The organism is Rhizobium sp. 01T437, from assembly GCF_056398505.1.
In genome coordinates, this window is sequence record NZ_JBFTPM010000002.1 from 525,715 (window position 1) to 548,008 (window position 22,294).

Genomic DNA, 22,294 nt, shown 5'->3' on the forward strand with positions numbered 1-22,294 from the left:
GATGAGAAATCAGCGCTCGGCGAGCGCCGGTTCGCCCTTCTTCTCGCGCACCATGTTGACGAAGCGGCGGAAGAGGTAGTGGCTGTCCTGCGGGCCGGGAGAGGCTTCCGGGTGGTGCTGGACGGAAAAGACCGACTTGCCGAGAACGCGCAGGCCGCAATTCGTACCGTCGAACAGCGATACGTGGGTCTCTTCAACGCCTTCGGGCAGCGACTTCGTGTCGACCGCGAAGCCGTGGTTCATGGAGACGATCTCAACCTTGCCGGTCGTGTGATCCTTGACCGGGTGGTTTGCACCGTGATGGCCCTGATGCATCTTCTCGGTCTTGGCGCCGAGTGCCAGGCCGAGCATCTGGTGGCCGAGGCAGATGCCGAAGACCGGGATATCGGTGCTGATCAGTTCCTTGATGACTGGCACGGCATATTCGCCTGTAGCGGCCGGGTCGCCCGGGCCGTTCGACAGGAAGATGCCATCCGGCTGAAGGGCGAGCACATCCTGCGCACTCGCCGTTGCCGGCATGACCGTGACCTTGCAGTCGAGACCGGCGAAGAGGCGCAGGATATTGCGCTTCACGCCGTAATCCAGGCAGACGACATGGTACTTGCTGTCGGAGGCGCTGAGTTCGCCATAGCCTTCGTTCCAGACCCAGGGTGTCTGCGACCACTGCGAGGACTGGCCGGAGGAGGCGATCTTGGCGAGGTCGAGGCCTTCGAGGCCGCTCCAGGCCTTGGCTTCCGCCTTCAGCGCTTCAATGTCGAAATTGCCCTGGGGGTCATGAGCGATGACGGCGTTGGGCGACCCGTTCTCGCGGATCCAGGCGGTCAGCGCGCGGGTGTCGATGCCGCAGAGGCCGATGATGCCGCGGGCCTTCAGCCAGGCGTCGAGATGCTTGGCGGCACGGTAGTTCGAGGGCTCGGTGATATCGGCCTTGAAGATCACGCCGACCGCGCCGTGGCGTGCTGCCGGCGTCAGGTCCTCGATATCCTCTTCGTTGGTGCCGATATTGCCGATATGCGGGAAGGTGAAGGTGACGATCTGACCGAGATAGGAAGGGTCGGTGAGGATTTCCTCATAGCCGGTCAGCGCCGTGTTGAAGACGGCTTCCGCCTGAACCTTGCCGGTTGCTCCGATGCCCTTGCCTTCGATGACTGTACCGTCGGCAAGAACGAGCAGGGCGGTCGGCTTTTCGGTTGTCCAGGGTGCTGTCGCGGTCATCTTCATCCCGTTTCCGGCGGGCTTGGCGTTTACGAAAACGCGAGCCGGCCATTTGATCTCGCAGGTGCAGGCGCGCGGCTTTGGCCGCGTTTGACGCCTGATCACGAATTTTGGTGCAGGTGGCGGTAGATAGCCACGCTCTCTGCCTAGGTCAATCTTTGTACTGCAGATTGCGGCACTTTTCCTGCCGATATTGCCGGGATTCTCGCAATTTATTTGATCCCACACATCAGCGTGGTTTATGAAAGCGCCATTCCAGAGCGGCGGGCCGGGAAACGGATTCGCCGCTTCAAGTTTTGTTCAAGCATCGGCTTATCTGAAAAGCCCCTTCACACTTTTCGGTCCGGTGCTTCAGAAGGAGTAATGACATGCTGCGCGATCAACTCGCCACCCAGCTCAAGGAAGCCATGAAGGCGAAGCAGATGGGGCGTCTCGGCACCATCCGCCTCATCCAGGCCGCGATCAAGGATCGCGACATCGCCAATCGCGGCGTCGGCAAGGAAGAGGCGGGCGACGACGAAGTGCTGCAGATCCTCGCCAAGATGGTGAAGCAGCGCGATGAGTCGGCGAAGATCTACGAAGAGAACGCCCGTCCCGAGCTTGCAGCCAAGGAGCGCGCAGAAATTGTCGTTATCCAGGACTTCATGCCGAAGCAGCTTTCCGACGATGAGGTGCGTGGCAATATCGCCGCCATCATCAAGGAAGTCGGCGCCGAAGGCCCGAAGGACATGGGCAAGATCATGGCTGCCCTGAAAGAGCGCTATGCCGGCCAGATGGACTTTGCCAAGGCTTCCGGCACCGTCAAAGAGCTGCTGAAATAAGGCGCCTTGCCTGCGGTTGTTCTTCGACCGCAGGCCCAAGCACGGCTTCCGCGGCTGAATCGATGATGGCGAATTTCGCCGCCTGATAGTTCCAATATTCGAGCACGAAACCGCGGGAGAGCCAGAAATCGCCCTTTCTCGGCGGTTCGGTCCATCCCACGCTTCCCATATCAGCGGCCTGCGCGAGCAGGCGTTTCAGGTGGGTATTGGAAATCATGAACTGATCGCGAATCTCGCGCAGCGACAACGGGCCGACGATGACGCGGTCGGCAGAATGCGGAAAGCCCGGCAGGCGCGAAATCAGATAATCCATCACGAGGCCGCCGGAATTGGCCCAGTTGAAGAGATTGAAGGTGGCGCCCGGATCGCGCACGGCTTCGGTTTCGATGATCTTCTTGGCGATCAGCGGCTGCAGGCGGGCGATCAATGTTGGATCGGCCATCAGATTTTCCGCGCGGCGGCCGCCATCGAGGCTATCCAGAATCATCAAATGGGCGACCAGCCATTTGGTAAAATGATGCTCGGCCGTTTCCGTCGGTTCGAGGAAGCGGGTGCGTTTGTCATCGCCCGGAATGGGACGCAGAAACCGGTAGGCCAGCATTTCCTGCACGAAGGCAGCTGCCGTGTTGCGGCTGGCGATCTTGTTCTGGATGACGAAATCGATGAAGCGGCCGGAATAGAGGCCGCGCCTCTCTTCACCAGGATAGCCGTAATAGAGCGCAAAGCCGGTATGCGCCATCAGCCAGCGCTGCTGTGCGGCGAATATCGATGCAATACGCGGGCTGTCGCGATAAATCGCGAGCATTTCATTGGCACAATGAAGAATTGCAGCAAGAAAACTATCGTCGGCTGCAAGATTTTCTGCGGTGTAGGCCATAGCGCTGTCCAGGAGTTTCGCGCATTCATTTGCCACGCCTATTGGAAGTGTCAATGCTTTTGTATTTTAGGGGTTAATTGGCAAGGTAAAGCTCAATAAAAGCGGCGGCGCATAGTCTTGAGCATTTCCGGTTTTCTCCGAAAGCGGAAATGCTCAAGACTATTTGTTTTTACGCAATTCCGGACGCAAAACCGCTGCACACTTTTGCTGAAGTTGCTCAAAAAATTAAGAAGGCAGGAGCTGGGGGCGCTCCTGCCTTCTTGCTCTTTGCTTCCGTCAGCGACGCAGGGTCGAAACCCAAGCCGGCGGGTATTTGCAAAGGCACCCTTGCGAGGCGGCGCCGGGGGTAGGGATGGTGCCTCGCTTGGGGATCGCTTTGTTGAGTTCGAACTTATGGCCAGCCCCTGGCTTATTCAAATTACAAAAATATAATAATCCCGGATTTGGCCTCTCGGAATGTGAATATGGAGTTCGGCCGCGCACTCCGAAAAAGCCTGGGCAATCCACTCATATCTCTTTTAACTTGTTGTTTTTGCATCTTCTTTCTCCGAGCGGATTTTCCGCGAAATGGACGGCGCCACCCTCTCGGAACTTGGAAAATGTCAAAAATGTCGCACCCCCGGTCAGGGGCCGATAACATGTTGTTGAGTGGCATTGGCGGAGGTTTGTGACAATGTCCTGCACCCTGTGAAAAGCGGGATTTACGGCAGAAGTTTCGTGGCGCGGCGCGGTAAAGCTGCTTATATGGATGTTCTGCAAGAGGTAGAGATGCGCTTTTCCCCCACCTTCCTGGACGATATCCGCGACCGCGTTCCCATTTCGAACGTGATTGCGCGGCGCGTGGGGTGGGACAAGCGCAAGACCAACGTGTCGCGCGGCGACTATTGGGCCTGCTGCCCATTCCATGGCGAGAAGTCGCCGAGCTTCCATTGCGAGGATCGCAAAGGCCGTTACCATTGCTTCGGCTGCGGCGTGACCGGAGATCATTTCCGCTTCCTGACTGAGCTCGAAGGCCTGAGCTTCCCCGAGGCGGTGCAGACGATCGCCGACATGGCTGGCGTGCCGATGCCGGTCGCCGATCCGCAGATGGAAAGACGCGAGAAGGAGCGCACCTCGCTTCTCGACGTGATGGAAATGGCGACGCAATTCTTTCAGGACCAGTTGCAGACGGCGAATGGCGCCAGGGCGCGCGCCTATCTGCGCGACCGAGGGTTGACGGGGCGCACCATCGAGACCTTCCGGCTCGGGTTTGCACCCGACAGCCGCAATGCGCTGAAGGAATTTTTGGCCGGCAAGGGCGTCAGCAAGGAGCAGATCGAGGCCTGCGGGCTTGTTGTGCACGAGAATGTGCCAGTTTCCTACGACCGGTTCCGCGATCGCATCATGTTCCCGATCCTGTCTTCCCGCGAGAAGGTTATTGCCTTCGGCGGCCGCGCCATGTCGCCGGATGCGCCGGCGAAATACCTCAACTCCAACGAAACCGAGCTCTTCCACAAGGGCAACGTGCTCTACAATTTCGCCCGGGCGCGCCGCGCGATGCAGGGCGCAAATGGCGAAGGCACCATCATTGCCGTCGAAGGCTATATGGATGTCATTGCGCTGCATCAGGCCGGTATCGAGAATGCCGTGGCACCGCTCGGTACGGCGCTGACCGAAAACCAGCTCGACCTGCTCTGGAAGATGACGTCGCAGCCGGTACTCTGCTTCGATGGCGACGGTGCTGGCATTCGCGCCGCCAACCGCGCCGCCGATCTGGCGCTGCCGCATCTGAAGCCGGGGCGAAGCGTGCGTTTTGCGCTGCTGCCTGACGGCAAGGACCCCGATGATCTCGTACGTCAGGACGGCAGGGCGCCTTTCGACAAGGTCATGGCGCAGGCAAAGCCGCTGTCGGAAATGCTGTGGGACCGCGAGGCGAGAAACGGGACCTTCGATACGCCCGAGGCGCGCGCCGAGCTGGAAGCACGGCTGAAGCAGCTCGTTGCCGTCATTGGTGACGAGAATGTACGGCGCCATTACCAGCAGGACATGCGCGACCGGCTGAACAGCTTCTTCCAACCGCAGTTCCAGAACCGCGGCGGCGACCGGCGCAATTTCGGTGGCGGCAGCAATTTTTCAGGAGGCAGCAATTTCGGCGGGGGCAATTTCCGTGGGCAGAAGGAGCGGGGCGGGAAGGCTGGCGGACCGCGAACGCAGGCGTTCGCATCGGATCGTCTCACCCGTTCAGGCCTCGTGCGTGGCCATCAGGAAAATGCGGCGCTCCGGGAGTGCGTGCTGGCGCTGACCGTCGTCAACCATCCAGCGCTGATGCTCGACGATTATGATGAGATCGCCGCCATCGATTATGACAACCGCGATCTGCAGAAGCTCTGGTCGGCGATGCTGGGAGCAGCTGCTGTTGTTGCCGGACCGCATCTGACGCGCGATTACCTGCTGGAATGCCTTGATGTCGCCGGCTTTGGTTCGCTCCTGAAGAACCTTGACCAGCAGGTGCGTAATGCCCGGCTCTGGACGGCTACCGAGCAGGCAGCGATGGAAGATGCCCGCGAGGGTTATCGCCAGGCGCTTGCCTTCCACAAGCGTGCCAAGGATCTGCGCTGGCAGAAGATCGAGCTGGAGCGTGATATCGCGCAGGCGACGGAGGCGGGCGACGATGCCGAGATCGACAGGCTGATGCGCGCTTCGCAGGAAGTGCATTTTGAGGCGCTGCGGCTCGAAAACCAGGAAGCCATTATCGATGGCTTCGGTGTGCTCTCCGGCCGCGTCAAGGGCGCTGCGAGCCACTGATGTCGCAGACTGAAAGCCACGAGCCGCCGTTTCCTGTATCCGATGCGCTGTTTTCAGGCGCGGCCAAGCCGCTCGATGTGCTGAAGCGTGTCTATGGCTACCCCGCCTTTCGCGGGCGGCAGCAGGAGGTCGTAGAGCATGTCGTCGCGGGTGGCGATGCCGTCGTGCTCTTCCCGACGGGTGCGGGCAAATCGCTCTGCTTCCAGATTCCGGCCCTTTGCCGGCCGGGTCTTGGTATCGTCGTCTCGCCGCTGATTGCGCTGATGCGCGATCAGGTGGAGGCGATGAAGCAGCTCGGGATCCGTGCTGCGGCACTGAATTCCTCGATATCGCGCGAGGAATATGGCGCGATCCGTCGCGGCATTTCCTCTGATAATCTCGATCTGCTCTATGTGACGCCCGAGCGCATCCTGATGGATGGGTTCCGCGAGCTGATCGGCAATACCAGGATCGCGCTCTTTGCTATCGATGAAGCGCATTGTGTTTCGCAATGGGGCCATGATTTCCGACCGGAATATCGCGAACTCGGCAAGCTTGCGGAACAATATCCCGGCGTGCCGCGCATCGCGCTGACGGCGACGGCCGATCCGCATACGCGGGAAGACATTATCGAGCGGCTGATGCTCGACAATGCCGCGGTCTTCACCACGAGCTTCGACCGGCCGAACATTTCCTATGAGATCGTCGAGCGCGACCAGCCGCGCCAGCAGCTCCTGCGTTTCCTGTCCGGCCACAAGGGCAATAGCGGCATCGTCTATTGCCTGTCGCGGGCCAAGGTGGAGGAAACCGCCGACTGGCTGAACACCCAGGGCATACGGGCGCTCGCCTATCATGCCGGCATGGACCGGGCGCTGCGTGACGCCAACCAGGATGCGTTCCTGAAGGAAGAAGAACTCTGCCTCGTCGCGACAGTTGCCTTCGGCATGGGCATCGACAAGCCGAACGTGCGCTACGTCGCCCATCTCGATCTGCCGGGCTCGGTGGAGGCCTATTATCAGGAGACGGGTCGCGCGGGACGTGACGGCCTGCCGTCCGAGGTGTGGATGGCATACGGTATGGCCGATGTGATCCAGCGCCGGCGGATGATCGATGAGGGCAACGCGGCCGACGAGATCAAGCGGATCGAGCGCGGCAAGCTCAATGCGCTGCTGGCGATCTGCGAGACCGCATCCTGCCGGCGGCAGGCGATCCTGGCGCATTTCGGCGAAGCGCATGGCGGCAAGTGCGGCGGTTGCGATACCTGCCTGAAGCCGGTCGAGACCTGGGACGGGACGGAAGCGGCGATCAAGGCGCTGGCTGCGATCTACCGCACCGGCGAGCGTTTCGGCGCCGGCCACGTCATCGATGTGCTGATGGGCAACGTCAACGAGAAGACGGGACGCTTTCGCCATGTCGATATGCCTGTTTTCGGCGCCGGCAAGGATATTGCTGTTCGCACCTGGCAATCGGTCTATCGCCAGCTGATGGCGATGGGCCTGATCCGCGTCGATCATGAAGCGTTCGGAGCCCTGAAGCTGGAGCCGGAGGCGCGCGCCGTCTTCAAGCGTGAGCGCGAGGTCTTCTTCCGCAAGGATCGCGCGCCTTCAGAGCGCAGAGCGAAGAAGACGGAGCGAGCGGAGCGCAGGACCGGGCTTTCGGGGGCGGATGGCACGCTCTTCGAAGCGCTGAGGGCCGAGCGCATGTCGATTGCCAAGTCACTCGGCGTGCCGCCCTATGTCGTCTTCCCGGATGCGACGCTGATTGCCTTCGCTACCGAGCGGCCGCGCAGCCGCAAGGAGCTTCTCGGCATTTCGGGCGTCGGCCAGTCGAAGCTCGAGCGCTACGGCGACGCCTTCCTCGATATCATTCTCTCCCACGACGAATAGGCCGGTTGCACCTACCTTCCGCTGCAATCGGCACAGATCTCTGCTAGGGTTGTTCCAGAGTTTGGGGGAACTTCAATGGCACATTTCAACAGAGCAGTCGCATCACTGCCCGGGCGCGAGCGGATTGCCAGACATCCTCATGGCGGGCAGGTCTTCATTCATGCAACGGCGGAGGAAACCGCCGGCGCCTATGGCATATGGGAAAGCTTCTCGGCGCCAGGCACCGGCCCGTCGCGGCATATGCACACGCGGGAGACGGAGGTCTTTCGGGTCATCGAGGGGAGCTACCGTTTCTGGTGCGGAAACGAGATGATCGAGGCGCCCGTCGGCTCCGTCGTCGTGCTGCCGCCGAATGTTCCGCATCATTGGCGCAATGTCAGCGATGGCATGGGCCGGATGATGGGCTTCGTCACGCCTGGTGGGTTCGAGCATTTCTTCGTGGAGCTCGAACGGGCTGGTGCGGCGACACCGGAAGCGATCTTGCCGATCCAGCATAGGTTCGGCCTCGTGGAGATCGGCGACGGTCCCGATCCCTGAGATGCCCGATCCTTGAGATGATTATGGATGGTATCCTATAAGGGCCATCCGGAGGATTATCATGAGCCAGAATATCTATGATACGGCGGAGTTCTTCGCCGGATACAGCGTCATGCGCCGCTCGGTCGAAGGGCTTGAGGGTGCAGCCGAATGGCCGGCGGTTCGGGCGCAATTACCTGATCTCAGAGGCAAGCGGGTGGTCGATCTCGGTTGCGGTTTCGGCTGGTTTGCCCGCTATGCCCGCTCGGTGGGTGCTGCAAGCGTCCTCGGCCTCGACATATCCAAAAACATGATCGGCCGGGCGAGGGCGGATACGCATGATGAGGCGATCACCTATGGGATCGGCGATCTCGAAGAGCTGGAACTGCCGGAAGCCTCATTCGATTTCGCGCATAGTTCGCTCGCTTTTCACTATGTCAAAAATTTCGAGCGGCTTGTCGCCACGGTTTACCGGGCGCTCGTTCCCGGTTCGTGTTTCGTCTTTACGATCGAGCATCCGATCTTCATGGCGCCGCGCAATGCCGGCTGGAGCACGGATGCCGATGGTCAGCGCATATGGCCGCTCGACAGCTATGCAATCGAGGGAGGCCGCACGACGGACTGGCTGGCGAAGGGTGTCGTCAAGCAGCATCGCCGCCTCGGCACGACCATCAATATCCTGATATCGGCTGGTTTTACGATCCGCCATGTCGAAGAATGGGCGCCGAACGAGCAGGATCTGACCGCGCATCCCGAATGGGCCGAAGAACTCGACCGGCCGATGTTTCTGCTTGTTACGGTCGAGCGTTGAGCAAGACAAGCCAGCGGCAATATGCTAACCGACGCTCAGACGGGAAACATCAAGAGAAGGGCCCTCAATGACCTCGAATTTCCTCTCGCACCTGCGCGGCGAACTGGCTGCGCTCAAGGATGCCGGCCTCTATAAATCCGAGCGTGTGATCACGTCGAAGCAGGCCGGCGAAATCGCCGTTGCGTCTGGTGAACGCGTGCTGAATTTCTGCGCCAACAACTATCTTGGCCTTGCCGATAACGAAGAGCTGGCGGACGCCGGCAAGAAAGCGCTCGACCGCTACGGCTACGGCATGGCCTCGGTGCGTTTCATCTGCGGCACGCAGGAAGAACACAAGCAGCTCGAAGCCCGTATCTCCTCCTTCCTCGGCATGGAAGACACGATCCTCTATTCCTCCTGCTTCGACGCCAATGGCGGTCTGTTCGAGACGCTGCTGTCCGAAGAGGACGCGATCATTTCCGATGCGCTGAACCATGCCTCGATCATCGATGGCGTGCGCCTCTCCAAGGCCAAGCGCTTCCGCTACGCCAATAATGATATGGCGGCGCTGGAAGAGGAGCTGAAGAAGGCCGAAGGCAGCCGCTTCAAGATGATCGCAACCGATGGCGTCTTCTCCATGGACGGTATCATCGCCAATCTCCAGGGCGTCTGCGATCTTGCGGAAAAGTACGGCGCGATGGTCATGGTCGATGACAGCCACGCCGTCGGCTTCGTCGGCAAGCATGGCCGCGGCTCGCCGGAATATTGCGGCGTCGAAGGCAGGGTCGATATTATCACCGGTACGCTCGGCAAGGCGCTCGGTGGCGCGTCCGGCGGTTATACGTCGGGCAAGGCCGAGATCGTCGAGTGGTTGCGGCAGCGCTCGCGCCCCTATCTCTTCTCCAATACGCTGGCGCCCGTCATTGCCGCCGCCTCGCTGAAGGTCTTCGATCTCATTGAAAATGGCGATGCGCTGCGTGAGCGGCTGACGGCCAATGCATCACTCTTCCGCTCCGAAATGACCAAACTCGGCTTCACGCTGGCGGGTGAGGGTCATGCGATCATCCCCGTCATGCTGGGCGATGCGAAGCTTGCGCAGGATATGGCGGCACTGATGCTGAAAAAGGGCGTCTATGTGATCGGCTTCTCCTTCCCCGTCGTGCCGAAAGGGCAGGCGCGTATCCGCACCCAGATGTCGGCTGCGCATTCGAAGGCGGACGTGGAGCGGGCGATTGCCGTTTTTGCCGAAGCGGGCCGTGAACTCGGCGTTATCTAAGAGCCTTGAGGAGAGAAAAGATCATGTCCAACATGATGAAAGCACTGGTCAAGGCGAAGCCCGAAGTCGGCCTCTGGATGGAGAACGTGCCGGTGCCGGAAGTCGGTCCGAACGACGTGCTGATCCGGGTGAAGAAATCGGCGATCTGCGGCACGGACGTGCATATCTGGAACTGGGACCAGTGGGCGCAGAAGACCATTCCGGTGCCAATGGTGGTCGGTCACGAATTCTCCGGCGAGATCGCCGAGATCGGCTCCGCTGTTACCAAATACCGCGTCGGCGAACGTGTTTCCGGCGAAGGCCATATCGTCTGCGGCAAATGCCGCAACTGCCGTGCGGGCAGGGGGCATCTTTGCCGCAATACGCTCGGCGTCGGCGTTAACCGGCCGGGCTCCTTCGGCGAGTTCGTCTGCATTCCGGAAGCCAATGTCGTTGCCATCCCCGACGATGTCACGGATGAGATCGCAGCGATCTTCGATCCGTTCGGCAATGCCGTTCACACTGCGCTCTCCTTCGATCTCGTCGGCGAAGACGTGCTGGTGACGGGTGCGGGGCCGATCGGCATCATGGGCGCGCTCGTTGCCAAGCGTTCCGGTGCGCGCAAGGTCGTCATCACCGATATCAATCCGAACCGGCTCGCTCTTGCCCGCAAGCTCGGCATCGATCACGTCGTGGATGCTTCGAAGGAAAACCTCGCCGATGTGATGAAATCGATCGGCATGACCGAAGGCTTCGATGTCGGACTTGAAATGTCAGGTGCTGCGCCCGCATTCCGCGACATGATCGACAAGATGAACAATGGCGGCAAGATCGCCATCCTCGGCATTGCGCCTGCTGGTTTCGAGATCGACTGGAACAAGGTCATCTTCAAGATGCTGAACCTCAAGGGCATCTATGGCCGCGAGATGTTCGAGACCTGGTACAAGATGATCGCCTTCGTGCAGGGTGGCCTGGATCTGTCGCCGGTTATTACTCATCGCATCAAGATCGACGAATTCCGCGATGGTTTCGAGGCGATGCGCTCGGGCAATTCCGGCAAGGTCGTGATGGATTGGATGTGAGGAAATTGGAATGAAATACGAGGGAAGCTGCCATTGCGGCAATATCGCCTTTACGGTTGAAGGCGCGTTTACGGAGGCCGTCGATTGCAACTGCTCGCTCTGCCGTCGGCGCGGCGGGCTTCTGGGCTTCGTGCCACGGGAGAAGCTGCATCTGACGGTGCCGGAAGAAAACCTGTCGACCTATACGTTCAACACCCATGCAATCAAACATCACTTCTGCGCCAAGTGCGGCATCGCGCCCTTCGGGGAAGCGAGGGCGCCCAATGGCATGGAGATGGCATCCGTCAATCTGCGCTGCATTCCGGCGCTCGATCTGTCTGCCCTGACGGTGAATGCGTTCGACGGTCTGTCGCGCTAGGGCGACAGTTTAGGGCGTAATGTCAATGGGTGTGTGATTGGGGACACGCGCCCAGATATCGCGCATCTCCTGGTCGGTCACGGCAATACACCCATCCGTCCAATCCCACAGCCGGTGCATGTTCTGGAGAAAGCCCCAACCATTGGGAAGCCCGTGGATCATGATATCGCCGCCGGGAGCAAAGCCTTTCGCTTCGGCATTCTGCCGATCGGCCGGATTTGGATAGGAGATGTGCAGACTGAGATGCGCCATGGACCTGGGATTTCGCCAGTCGATTTCATAACGCCCTTCCGGAGTTTTTTCGTCGCCCTCCCGTTGCTTCGGCCCTCCATCGGCAGCGCTGCCGAGAGAAATCCGATACGTCGAGACGGGAGTGTCGCCTTTGAAAAGGACCATGCGGCGTTCGGATTTATAGACCCGAATGAGGTCAGCCTGTTGCGCCAGCGGCGCGTCCGGAGGCGGCGAGCCTGAGCCGATCCTCGCCATTACCTTCGTGTAGCCGAGAACGCTGACGGCGGCGGCTGCTAGGACGGTTGCTAGAATGATCAGCTTATTTCTCAACGCGATCCTCGCCCCACCACCGGATTATGGCTTTTGAAGAATTAGAGATTCGCCATAATCGTGCGCGATTTGCTTTTGCAACTCATGTTGGCGATTTGCGAAGAATCTGTGGCGTGCGGTTGGAATGATCCGCAGCTATTCTCGTGTTTATCCGAAAGCCCTTGTCTTTCCCTGGTGACATACTAAATAAGCGTAGCAATCGCTGGCGCGGTTCAAAGCCTGTGGATAAGGCTTTTTCCGGGTTTTCGGTGGCTTTTTTTCTGGAAAAGCTTGACGAGAACAAATTTTGTGGGAATCACCGTTCAACTTGAGCGGTGAACTGGGTCAAGGCGGATCGCACAACCATGGCCGGAAATCCAATAGCAATGAAATTTTGCTGTCCGATGCCGGCAATCGTGGTTAATCAGGCTTTAAATGTCATCCCGTTAGGTGGGTATAGGTGATTCGAGGCCGCCGCGCACGTGCCAGGCCACGACAGGGCCATTCACCGCAGCGAGTATGAATAGCGTCAGGAAGGCGACGATATAAATGGCAACGAAGGTCAAAGAGAACGAAGAAGCGGAAGTCGAACGCGACGGCGCAAGCGACGGCCCTCTTCTCGATCTTTCCGATGACGCGGTCAAGAAGATGATCAAAGCCGCCAAGAAGCGCGGCTATGTGACGATGGACGAGCTGAACGCCGTCCTGCCTTCCGAAGAAGTGACGTCCGAACAGATCGAAGACACGATGTCGATGCTGTCAGATATGGGCATCAACGTCATCGAAGACGAAGAAGCCGAGGAAGCCGGCGCTTCCGGTAGCGATGACGACGACAGCTCTGATAGTGAGGACGGTGAGGGCGGCGAACTCGCACCTTCCAGCGGTACCGCACTTGCGACTGCCAAGAAGAAAGAGCCGACCGACCGTACCGACGACCCGGTGCGCATGTATCTGCGCGAAATGGGTTCCGTCGAGCTTCTGTCGCGCGAAGGCGAAATCGCCATCGCAAAGCGCATCGAGGCCGGCCGCGAAACGATGATCGCAGGCCTCTGTGAGAGCCCGCTGACCTTCCAGGCGCTGATCATCTGGCGCGACGAACTGAACGAAGGCACCACGCTCCTGCGCGAGATCATCGATCTCGAAACGACCTATTCCGGTCCGGAAGCCAAGGCTGCCCCGCAGTTCCAGAGCCCCGAGAAGATCGAGGCCGACCGCAAGGCTGCCGAGGAAAAGGAAAAGACGCGCCGCGCCCGCTCCGGTGACGACGACATTACCGATGTCGGCGGCGAAGGCATGCCTCCGGAAGAGGAGGAAGAGGACGAGGACGAATCCAACCTCTCGCTCGCCGCGATGGAAGCCGAGCTTCGCCCGCAGGTCATGGAAACGCTCGACATTATTGCCGAGACCTACAAGAAGCTGCGTAAGCTGCAGGACCAGCAGGTCGAGCAGCGCCTTGCTGCCACCGGCACGCTGTCTTCCGCCCAGGAGCGCCGCTACAAGGAGCTCAAGGACGAACTGATCAAGGCCGTGAAGTCGCTGTCGCTCAACCAGAACCGCATCGATGCGCTGGTCGAGCAGCTCTATGACATCAACAAGCGCCTCGTGCAGAATGAAGGCCGCCTGCTGCGTCTGGCCGAATCCTACGGCGTCAAGCGCGACTCGTTCCTGGAGCAGTATCAGGGCGCGGAGCTCGATCCGAACTGGATGAAGTCGATCGGCAATCTGGCCGCCCGCGGCTGGAAGGAATTCGCAAAGAGCGAGAACACGACGATCCGCGACATCCGCCAGGAGATCCAGAATCTCGCAACGGAAACCGGTATTTCGATCTCGGAATTCCGCCGCATCGTGCACATGGTGCAGAAGGGCGAGCGCGAAGCGCGCATCGCCAAGAAGGAAATGGTCGAAGCGAACCTTCGCCTCGTCATTTCCATTGCCAAGAAGTACACGAACCGCGGTCTGCAGTTCCTCGACCTCATTCAGGAAGGCAATATCGGCCTGATGAAGGCGGTCGACAAGTTCGAATACCGCCGCGGCTACAAGTTCTCGACCTATGCGACATGGTGGATCCGTCAGGCGATCACCCGCTCGATCGCCGACCAGGCCCGCACGATCCGTATTCCGGTGCACATGATCGAAACGATCAACAAGATCGTGCGTACCTCGCGCCAGATGCTGCATGAAATCGGCCGTGAGCCGACGCCGGAAGAACTGGCCGAAAAGCTCGCCATGCCGCTCGAAAAGGTCCGCAAGGTCCTGAAGATCGCCAAGGAACCGATCTCGCTCGAAACTCCTGTGGGTGACGAAGAAGATTCGCATCTCGGCGATTTTATCGAGGACAAGAACGCGCTGCTGCCGATCGACGCCGCCATCCAGGCGAACCTGCGCGAGACGACAACCCGTGTTCTGGCATCGCTGACGCCGCGCGAAGAGCGCGTTCTGCGCATGCGCTTCGGCATCGGCATGAACACCGACCACACGCTCGAAGAAGTCGGCCAGCAGTTCTCGGTTACCCGCGAACGTATCCGCCAGATCGAGGCGAAGGCGCTGCGCAAGCTCAAGCATCCGAGCCGCTCCAGAAAGCTGCGAAGCTTCCTGGACAGCTAAGATTACGCAAGCTGCGCTCGTTCCTCGACAGCTGAGCTTTCACGTCTTCCAGACGATCGATACCAGAACCCGGCCAGCTTTGTTGGCCGGGTTTTTCTCTGCCTGCGCTCCTGAGCGGATTAGCCCGTCGGGGAACACCTAGCCCGATTGATGGCTCTCGCGCCGCTTGTCCCTATGTGGTGACAGGCCTATAATTTCGGCAGCGGGGGAAGAGAGCGGTCGCGGCGTGCGAGCTGTATCATGCGCCGCGTGACCGTGGCCTCCGTTGGGAGGTGCAGCATGACCACCTACATTCTGCTGATAAACTGGACCGATCAGGGCATCCGGAACGTGAAAGATTCTGCCAAGCGACTGGATGCGGCAAGGAACATGCTCGGCGGCATGGGCGGTTCCTTCGACAAGTTTTATCTCACCATGGGCGAATACGACATGGTGGCCGTCTGCGAGGCGCCTGATGATCGCGTGATGGCGCGCTTCACGCTGTCTCTCGCCACAGGCGGAAACGTCCGCACGAAAACCATGAAGGCATTTTCGGAAGTGAACTACCGCGACATCATCGCGTCGCTCTCGTAGGTCAGAATGGCCAATAGCTGGTGATGAGCCGGATGCGGCGTTGCGGTTGTCCCGCGGCGCTGGCAGTGTCGCTGCGCCTTGAACCCAGAGCATGGACTTGCCTTGCCGATGGAACATGCCGGCCAGTTGCAGAGAGGAAGAATCGATTCGGCCTGGCCGGTATCGCTCGTACTGCATCTGGTCATCGGCTTGCTCCTGCTTGCTTTCCTGCCTGATGTGCAGCCCATCAGGCCTGCGCCGGAAGACAGCATCAACGTTGAAGTTGTGACACCGCCTGCGATCGCCGCTCCAACTCCGCCGCCTGCCGTCCAGTCGCTGCCGGACAAGAGCGAAGAGAAGGCAAATTCTGCCGCGGGAGAGGATGCCCCGCCGGCACCCGAGACGGCATCGAGGGAGATGCCTCCTCCATTGCCGACATCGCCGAAGCCGGTGACGTCGGGTCCGCCGGAGCTGACGCAGGCAAAAGAGCTCTTTTCGGGAAAGACGCTGGCCAGCCCACGCAGTCGCGAGGCGCGCCAGTTGCTCGGCACATTGTCCGGCGGGGAGCGCAATCTGCAGCTCTGCAATCTCGAAGCGCTGGAGCAGATCAGCCGTTCGCGTCCGGGCTCTGCCCCTGACCTCGTTGCGCCCTATGCCATGAAAGCGGAGAAGGTGAGGGGTAACAGCGTCGAGGTGGGTGGCGGGGCTTTTCGCAGCAAGCGCAACTGGTTCAACGTCCGGTTCCATTGCGAGGTCGATCCAGCGGGGCAGGCGGTTGTCGCCTTTGCCTTTGCCATAGGTGACGCCATTCCGAGGAGCGAGTGGCAGGAACACAATCTGGTCGCCGATGATGGCGAGGCCGATCAGTGAGCCAGGAGCGATAGGCGCTGTGCGCAAACTTCACGAGGTTTTTTCGATTTGTGGCTTGATGCTGCCAGTTTTAAAGGCCACATCGCTGCTGTGACAGAAGAAGACGTCGAACCGGCAGATACGGACCACGAGAAGGAACACCAGGAGCCTCGCGTTCGCTGGGGCGTCATCGCGTCGGTGCTCGTGCATGTTCCTGTGGTCGCGCTCCTTATTTTTGGTTTGCCGAAGATTCAGCCGAAGCCTGCCGAGGACGAGAGCGTGAAGGTGGAACTCGTTCCGCCGCCAGAGGAGAAAAAACCGGAGGAGAAGAAGCCGAAGGAAAAGCCGAAAGAGGAAGAGAAGCCGAAGGAACAGGCGAAGGCCAAGCAGCCACCACCTCCACCGCCACCGCCGCAATCACCTCCGCCTGCCGCAGAGACGGCAGAAAAAACGAAGCAGACGCCTATGCCGCCTATGCGTGTTGTCACGGAATTTGGCGATAAGAATAGTGGTCCAAAAAAAACGTTGGCAGGCAATTCGTCTGAAGGCGAAGCAAAGCCGGCAACGACGCCCCCAAAGCGCGATGTTGAGCCGCAGCAAATGCCCACAGAGGCCGCCGCGGAGAAACCAAAAAATGAGACGCCTCCATCGAGGCCTGTTCCAGATGATGTGAAGCTTCCGGAAGTTGCGGCGGCTGATGCTTCTCCGGAGCCAAACGGGCCGCCAGCAGACGTGTCGGGTGAAGCCAAGACCAGTATCGAGCAAACCAAGCCGCCGGCGCAGAAAACTCCTGAAAAGCCAAAAGAGGCGGTGAAGAACAATGATCTGGCGAATGCCAAGACGCTATTTTCGTCCACTGAGGACGGAAGCTCCCTTGCGCAGTCCGCAGTCGACGGTCTCCCACGTAGCAAAAGGGTGGCCGTTCTTTGCGCCAGTGAGCTTCGCGCCCAACTCGCTTACGGTTCTCCGAGTTATCAGCCCTACGCACTACCCCAGTACGGGTTGCGAGCAGGAACCCTGCTGAATATCGACGATGCGGCCTTTGGTACGGCCAAGGGTTGGTACCATGTTCGTTTCCGTTGTGAGGTGGATGCGGATGCCACGAAGGTGGTTTCGTTTGCCCACGAAGTGGGCGGCTTGATCCCCGTTAACCAGTATGGAAAATATGATATTCGCGAATAGTCGGCGGCACCTTTGGCCGCGCCCATTCCGCAACAAGCCACGCGCAAGGAACCATCTCTATCGTTTTCCCATGGCCGTGATGATTATGGTGGATAAGGGGACAATGATATGTCGAACGAGATTGAGCACTTCTTCGAGCGTCAGGAAGAAGCCGTCAGCCTCATGTTTCTGGAAAACAAGGCAGACGAGCTGACCGATATTCTGGTCGCCGCCCTGGAAGAAGCTTTCGAAATTCTTCTGGAAAGCGCGCCGGCCGAAACCTTCCACTAAAGCGCCCACACCGGCTTTCAGACAGAGTTTCTTCCCATAACAGGATCGTCATGGTCGTTCCGCTTCAGGAGGATGGCAGGCTTCCGGTTTCGCTCCGAAGCCATCTTGGCGGCTATGAATGGCGGCGGGACGCGCTCGGCCGTTCCTCGGCTTGCGTTTTCCGATTGGAAGGCGAGAGGCGTCCAGGGCTTTACCTGAAGGTCGAGGAGGCGGGGCCGTTTTGCGAGCTTGCCGATGAGGCCGAGAGGCTCGTCTGGCTTCGCAGCCAGGGCCTCGATTGCCCCGAGCTCATCGCCCATGAGAGCGATGGCGAACGTAGTTTTCTCCTGATGACGGCACTGCCGGGCGCCGATCTCGTCACTGCCGCGACGTTGTTGCCGGAAGAGCGCATCGAGATCCTCGCCTCTGCACTCAGCACTCTCCATAACGTCGATATCAGCGCCTGTCCGTTCAATCATCGGCTGGAAAAGCGCCTCGCCGCCGCTGAAGCGCGCATGCGCGCCGGTGTCGTTGACGAGACGGATTTCGACGAGGGGCGGCTCGGCAAAAGCGCCTTCTTCCTCTTCAGCGAATTGCAGCGGCTGCGACCGGAAAGCGAAAATCTCGTTATTGCGCATGGCGACGCCTGCCTGCCGAACTTCATGGTCGCAGACGGGCGGTTTGCCGGTTATATCGATTGCTGCCGCCTTGGTGTCGCCGACCGCTATCAGGATATCGCGCTTGCCTGCCACAGCATCGCCGATAACTTCGGTGAGGAATTCGTGCGGCTGTTTCTCAATGCTTACGGCCTGTCGATCATCGATCCCGTGAAGATGGACTATTATCAGCTCCTGGATGAGTTCTTTTAGAACTCTTTGTTTTGAGGCAAAACCGCTGCGCACTTTTGCTGGAGTTGCTTCAGCGCTTGCCCGGCTTGCTACCGGCTGGCAAAGTCGGGTGCGAAGGAGATTGCCATGGCCACCAGCCAGTTCAGGATGCTGCGCTCGTCCGTGCCCGGCGTTGAAGCAGTGGTGGCGACATCAGGCCATCGTTTCGCGCGCCATACGCATGAGCAGTTCGGCATTGGCCTCATCTTTTCCGGTGCGCAGAAATCGCTGAGCGGACGCGGCATGGTCGAGGCGGAGGCCGGCGATCTCATCACCGTCAATCCGAATGAGGTTCATGACGGGACGCCGATCGGCGAGGCGCGCTCATGGAGCATTCTCTATTTTGATCCTGCCGTAATGGACGGCATCGCGCGCGAGGTTGCACAAGGCGGGATCAGCCGCTCGGAAATTCCGCGCCCCGTCATTCACGACAGGTTGCTCGCCGAACGGTTTCGCGCGCTGTTTTCCGCTGTTGCTGGCAACGAGGAACGGATGCGCTGCGAGGAGCTGCTTCTGTCGGTCATTGCCGATGCCCTGCGGGAAACGGCGATGCGGGAGGAGCCGGCGACGGCACTGCATTCCATTGTTCATGCCCGCAGCATGATCGATGACGATCCGGCGGCCGAGATTTCACTTTCCGATCTGGCAGGGGAGAGCGGCCTCAGCCGGTTTCAGGTGCTGCGCGCCTTTGCGCGGGCGACGGGTTTTACGCCGCATGCCTATCTCGTTCAGGCTCGCGTGCATCTTGCCCGGCGGCTGATCGCCGGTGGTGCGTCGCTGGCGGAGGCCGCAGCCGAAAGCGGCTTTGCCGACCAGAGCCATATGACACGCGCCTTCGTTTCCCGCTATGGCCTGACGCCCGGCGCTTATGCGCGGGGCCATTCCTGATCTCCTGCAATTTCGTTCAAGACCCAGCGCTGCCCAACCTGTTTGTTTGCTCCATCTCGAAGGGAGCCGCAGATGAGCAGGGAATTTCAGGGTTATATCTATCTCACGCTGGCGATGGTGACGGTTGGCAGCACTGTCATCGCCAGCAAGGTCATTGCCTCGGGCCTGCCGCCTTTTACGGCGACGGCGCTACGCTTTGCCGTGGCCTTTCCCTTCTTCCTTTTCCTCATGCGCTGGACGGGATCGCGGCTGCCGCGTCTCTCCGGGCGGGACTGGCTGATCCTCCTCACACAGGCGGGGGCCGGGAGCGTCGGCTACACGACCTTGCTGATCTCAGGCCTGTCGCTGACATCGGCGGCCAATGCCGGCGTCATCATCGGCACGCTACCTGTCGTCTCCGCGGCGATCTCCATCTTCCTGCTTGGCGAGAGGCCGCATCGTTTCCTGCTGCTGGCGATCGGGCTTGCGGCTGCAGGTGTCTTTTCCATCGCCTTTTCGCCAGCGGCCGGTCATGGCGCTCTTGTCGGTGATATCATGATTTTCGGGGCCGTCATCTGCGAAGGGCTGTTCATTTTGTTGAACAAGCGGCTTGGTACGGCCATTCCGCCGCTGACGCAGTCAGCGTTGATGACGGCAATTGGTTTCGTGGTCGCAGCAGTACCGGCTCTGTTCGAGCATCATGATATCGGCATCGGCGTGCAGTCCGCCGTCGTTGCGGTGATCTACTACGCGCTGGTGCCGACGGTCGGCGGCTTCGTGCTCTGGTATGCGGGAGCGGAGCGCGTCAGTGGCGCGGAGGCCTCTCTCTTTACAGCCGTCGCGCCGGTATCGGCAGTCATCTTCGCTTTCCTTGTTCTGGGGGAGGCGATCGGCCTCAACCAGATCTTTGGCATCGCCTGCGTGCTCGCAGCCGTTATCGGGCTTGGCCTTGCCAGCTTGCGGCGAACGGCCAAGGTTTAAGCGCGGCGGAAGACGTTGCGGTATTCCCGAGGCGTCATTCCGGTCTGCGCCCGGAACTGCCTGTTGAAATTGGCAAGCGAACTATAGCCAACAGCATCGGCGATATGGCCGACGGGCTGGACAGTGGCCGAAAGGCGGGCGCAAGCATCACCGATGCGCATGCGGATCAGATAGTCGGAGACGGTGGTGCCGGTGTGGCGGCGGAAGAGCCGGTGCAGGCCGGAGACGCTGAGTGCGGCTATATCGGCGAGCTCTTCCAGCGCGATCGTGCGGGCATAGTGCAGATGCAGGTGGGTGAGTACCCGATCAATGCGTTCACGGCTCTCCTGCAATTCCCGGCTTTGGCCGGGTGCGCTGGCCAGCGCAGATGCCTGCCGGTCGCCGGCGATGGAGCCGAGAATGTCGAAGAGCGAGAGCAGCCGTTCGGCAGGCGGCTTTGCGAAGATCGCCTCGATATCGTTGCGGACGGCTTCGGCTGCCTCCTTCGAGAAGTGCAGGCCGCGATCTGCTCGGGCAAGCATTGCTTCGACCGGGCGAAGCTCCACGGCTCCCGATGTCATCTTCTGTATCCAGTCCGGATGGAACCAGAGCACGAGGGCAATATGCGGGTTTGCCTCGTCGTATTTCGCCCGCGATACCCAGGTGTGCGGCAGGTTGGGGCCGACCAGCACGAGGTCGCCATCGCCATATTCGCCGGTATGATCGCCGATGAAACGCTGGCCGATGGAATTCAGCGTTAGCGTCAGCTCGAACTCGGGATGATGGTGCCACTGGAACGGGATCGCGTCATCCAGCCGCCGGTTCAGCATGCTCCAGGAGCTGTCGGCATGCCGCGGCAATATCTCTAAATAAGGCCTCATCGGGCGCCTTTCAGACTGTTAACGCCAGAATAGTATCATAATTTGCCAAGCTGGCACAACATGGCTGGCGCCCGTGCACTACACTCTCCTTATTGCCTGAAACCACAGGGATGGATCAAACGATGGGAGGATCTCATGCAACTGGCAGCGAAACGCGACGCTCATCCGACGGCCTCGTCGGTCACCACCCAGCTCAAGGACATCAAGAAGAGACTGCCGCTACGCGTGCTCTCGGAGGCGGACTGGCAGCACTGGACGACGAAGGGCTATGTGATCGTTCGCCAGGCCGTTCCTGCAGCCAATGTCGAGCGGCTTGCGGAGGTGCTCTGGCGTTTTGACGAGAAGGATCCGAACGATTCTTCCACCTGGTATGCGCCGCAGCGCCGCGAGCACAAGATGAAAGAGCTCAACAATACCGGCATGCTGGAGATCTACAATCACCAGGCGATGTGGGATAACCGCATGGAAAAGCGCGTCTATGATGTCTTCGTGGATATCTGGGACCGCGAGGACCTGTGGGTGACGATCGACCGCGCCAATCTCAACCCGCCGAAGAAGGTCAAGGGCAATCCGAACGGCTTCATTCATTGGGATGTCGATACGTCCATCCGCCCGCTGCCGATCGGCGTGCAGGCCGTGCTGAGCCTCAAGAAGCAGGACGGTGACGTCGGCGGCTTCCAGTGCGTGCCCTATCTCTTCGAGCATTTCGACGAATGGGTGAAGACGCAGCCTGAGGATCGTGATCCAATGCATCCCGACATGAACGGCCTTTCGACTGTCAATATCGACATGGAGCCGGGCGATCTGATGATCTTCAACTCTCTGCTCGCCCATGGCGTTCGCCCGAACCATGCGGAGAACCGCGTGCGCATGGCACAATATATCTCCATGCACCCGGCCGAATACGACAATGCCGAAGAGCGCGAGGAGCGTATCCGCCTATGGCGGGAGCTCGACCATCCGAAGCGCGATGCCTTCCCCGGCGATCCGCGCGAATGGGAAAAGCACAATGCCAAGACCGCCGAGCTGACGCCGCTCGGCCGCAAGCTGCTCGGCATCGACCGCTGGTAAGCGGATAGTAGATCACAAGCCGCGGAGGTGAACGCCTCCGCGGCTCTTTCATCATCATCGGCGATATGATTGCGCGGTCTGGCACGAAG

At 59.9% G+C, this 22,294-nt stretch carries 21 protein-coding genes; 17 read left to right on the forward strand and 4 right to left on the reverse strand.

The annotated features are described in order from the left end of the window. Positions 1 to 9 precede the first annotated feature (9 nt). Entirely contained in the window at positions 10 to 1,215 is a 1,206-nt protein-coding gene (gene carA, locus AC1DM5_RS06030; RefSeq protein WP_477820656.1) for a glutamine-hydrolyzing carbamoyl-phosphate synthase small subunit, read from the reverse strand. Between the two features lie 368 nt (positions 1,216 to 1,583). On the opposite strand from carA, the gene AC1DM5_RS06035 reads away from it, so the two are divergent. After that, a complete protein-coding gene (locus tag AC1DM5_RS06035; RefSeq protein ID WP_477820604.1) occupies positions 1,584 to 2,036 on the forward strand; it encodes a GatB/YqeY domain-containing protein in 453 nt (150 codons plus the stop codon). On the opposite strand, the gene AC1DM5_RS06040 is transcribed toward AC1DM5_RS06035, so the two are convergent. After that, positions 2,017 to 2,913, reverse strand: a complete 897-nt coding sequence (locus AC1DM5_RS06040; protein WP_477974742.1) for a hypothetical protein — start codon at positions 2,911 to 2,913, stop codon at positions 2,017 to 2,019. The genes AC1DM5_RS06035 and AC1DM5_RS06040 overlap by 20 nt on opposite strands. A gap of 768 nt (positions 2,914 to 3,681) precedes the next feature. Between AC1DM5_RS06040 and dnaG the strand changes: the two genes are divergently transcribed. From dnaG to AC1DM5_RS06075, 7 genes are all read left to right on the forward strand, one after another. Further along, positions 3,682 to 5,697: a DNA primase gene (gene dnaG / locus AC1DM5_RS06045; protein ID WP_113324530.1), complete on the forward strand. Its 2,016-nt coding sequence runs from the start codon at positions 3,682 to 3,684 to the stop codon at positions 5,695 to 5,697. Continuing rightward, positions 5,697 to 7,562 carry a DNA helicase RecQ gene (gene recQ / locus AC1DM5_RS06050; RefSeq protein WP_477820602.1) on the forward strand — a complete coding sequence of 622 codons (1,866 nt, stop codon included), beginning with the start codon at positions 5,697 to 5,699 and terminating at the stop codon, positions 7,560 to 7,562. The genes dnaG and recQ overlap by 1 nt, the downstream gene beginning before the upstream one ends. 75 nt (positions 7,563 to 7,637) lie before the next feature. Continuing rightward, positions 7,638 to 8,099 carry a cupin domain-containing protein gene (locus tag AC1DM5_RS06055; protein ID WP_477820601.1) on the forward strand — a complete coding sequence of 154 codons (462 nt, stop codon included), beginning with the start codon at positions 7,638 to 7,640 and terminating at the stop codon, positions 8,097 to 8,099. 61 nt (positions 8,100 to 8,160) lie between these two features. Next, on the forward strand, positions 8,161 to 8,889 hold the full coding sequence (locus AC1DM5_RS06060) for a class I SAM-dependent methyltransferase (RefSeq protein WP_477820600.1): 729 nt from the start codon (positions 8,161 to 8,163) through the stop codon (positions 8,887 to 8,889). A gap of 67 nt (positions 8,890 to 8,956) precedes the next feature. After that, entirely contained in the window at positions 8,957 to 10,144 is a 1,188-nt protein-coding gene (locus tag AC1DM5_RS06065; RefSeq protein ID WP_310387090.1) for a glycine C-acetyltransferase, read from the forward strand. Between the two features lie 23 nt (positions 10,145 to 10,167). Beyond that, the gene (gene tdh / locus AC1DM5_RS06070) at positions 10,168 to 11,205 is read left to right on the forward strand and encodes an L-threonine 3-dehydrogenase (RefSeq protein WP_477820599.1); all 1,038 of its coding nucleotides are present in this window, start codon (positions 10,168 to 10,170) and stop codon (positions 11,203 to 11,205) included. A 10-nt stretch (positions 11,206 to 11,215) separates the two neighbouring features. Next, positions 11,216 to 11,563 (forward strand): GFA family protein, encoded by a 348-nt coding sequence (locus AC1DM5_RS06075; RefSeq protein WP_477820598.1) that lies wholly within the window; start codon positions 11,216 to 11,218, stop codon positions 11,561 to 11,563. Between the two features lie 9 nt (positions 11,564 to 11,572). On the opposite strand, the gene AC1DM5_RS06080 is transcribed toward AC1DM5_RS06075, so the two are convergent. Further along, complete coding sequence (locus AC1DM5_RS06080) at positions 11,573 to 12,124, reverse strand: L,D-transpeptidase family protein (RefSeq protein ID WP_477820597.1); 552 nt, start codon at positions 12,122 to 12,124, stop codon at positions 11,573 to 11,575. Between the two features lie 528 nt (positions 12,125 to 12,652). Between AC1DM5_RS06080 and rpoD the strand changes: the two genes are divergently transcribed. The 8 genes from rpoD (at position 12,653) to AC1DM5_RS06120 (ending at position 20,274) form a co-directional block, all read left to right on the forward strand. Continuing rightward, positions 12,653 to 14,707: an RNA polymerase sigma factor RpoD gene (gene rpoD / locus AC1DM5_RS06085; protein ID WP_112543627.1), complete on the forward strand. Its 2,055-nt coding sequence runs from the start codon at positions 12,653 to 12,655 to the stop codon at positions 14,705 to 14,707. Between the two features lie 279 nt (positions 14,708 to 14,986). Beyond that, positions 14,987 to 15,280: a GYD domain-containing protein gene (locus AC1DM5_RS06090; RefSeq protein ID WP_113324502.1), complete on the forward strand. Its 294-nt coding sequence runs from the start codon at positions 14,987 to 14,989 to the stop codon at positions 15,278 to 15,280. A 126-nt stretch (positions 15,281 to 15,406) separates the two neighbouring features. Continuing rightward, a complete protein-coding gene (locus AC1DM5_RS06095; RefSeq protein ID WP_477974744.1) occupies positions 15,407 to 16,129 on the forward strand; it encodes a DUF930 domain-containing protein in 723 nt (240 codons plus the stop codon). A gap of 48 nt (positions 16,130 to 16,177) precedes the next feature. Continuing rightward, complete coding sequence (locus AC1DM5_RS06100; protein ID WP_477974746.1) at positions 16,178 to 17,290, forward strand: DUF930 domain-containing protein; 1,113 nt, start codon at positions 16,178 to 16,180, stop codon at positions 17,288 to 17,290. Positions 17,291 to 17,398: 108 nt separating this feature from the next. Next, positions 17,399 to 17,560: a hypothetical protein gene (locus AC1DM5_RS06105; protein ID WP_183740999.1), complete on the forward strand. Its 162-nt coding sequence runs from the start codon at positions 17,399 to 17,401 to the stop codon at positions 17,558 to 17,560. Positions 17,561 to 17,610: 50 nt separating this feature from the next. Further along, on the forward strand, positions 17,611 to 18,408 hold the full coding sequence (locus AC1DM5_RS06110; protein ID WP_477820595.1) for an APH(3') family aminoglycoside O-phosphotransferase: 798 nt from the start codon (positions 17,611 to 17,613) through the stop codon (positions 18,406 to 18,408). 105 nt (positions 18,409 to 18,513) lie between these two features. Further along, entirely contained in the window at positions 18,514 to 19,314 is an 801-nt protein-coding gene (locus AC1DM5_RS06115) for an AraC family transcriptional regulator (RefSeq protein WP_477820594.1), read from the forward strand. Between the two features lie 72 nt (positions 19,315 to 19,386). Continuing rightward, positions 19,387 to 20,274, forward strand: a complete 888-nt coding sequence (locus AC1DM5_RS06120) for a DMT family transporter (protein ID WP_477820593.1) — start codon at positions 19,387 to 19,389, stop codon at positions 20,272 to 20,274. Here the strand turns inward: AC1DM5_RS06120 and AC1DM5_RS06125 are convergent. Further along, the gene (locus tag AC1DM5_RS06125) at positions 20,271 to 21,134 is read right to left on the reverse strand and encodes a helix-turn-helix domain-containing protein (protein ID WP_477820592.1); all 864 of its coding nucleotides are present in this window, start codon (positions 21,132 to 21,134) and stop codon (positions 20,271 to 20,273) included. The genes AC1DM5_RS06120 and AC1DM5_RS06125 overlap by 4 nt on opposite strands. Positions 21,135 to 21,269: 135 nt before the next feature. Between AC1DM5_RS06125 and AC1DM5_RS06130 the strand changes: the two genes are divergently transcribed. Beyond that, complete coding sequence (locus AC1DM5_RS06130; RefSeq protein ID WP_477820591.1) at positions 21,270 to 22,205, forward strand: phytanoyl-CoA dioxygenase family protein; 936 nt, start codon at positions 21,270 to 21,272, stop codon at positions 22,203 to 22,205. Positions 22,206 to 22,294: the final 89 nt, after the last annotated feature.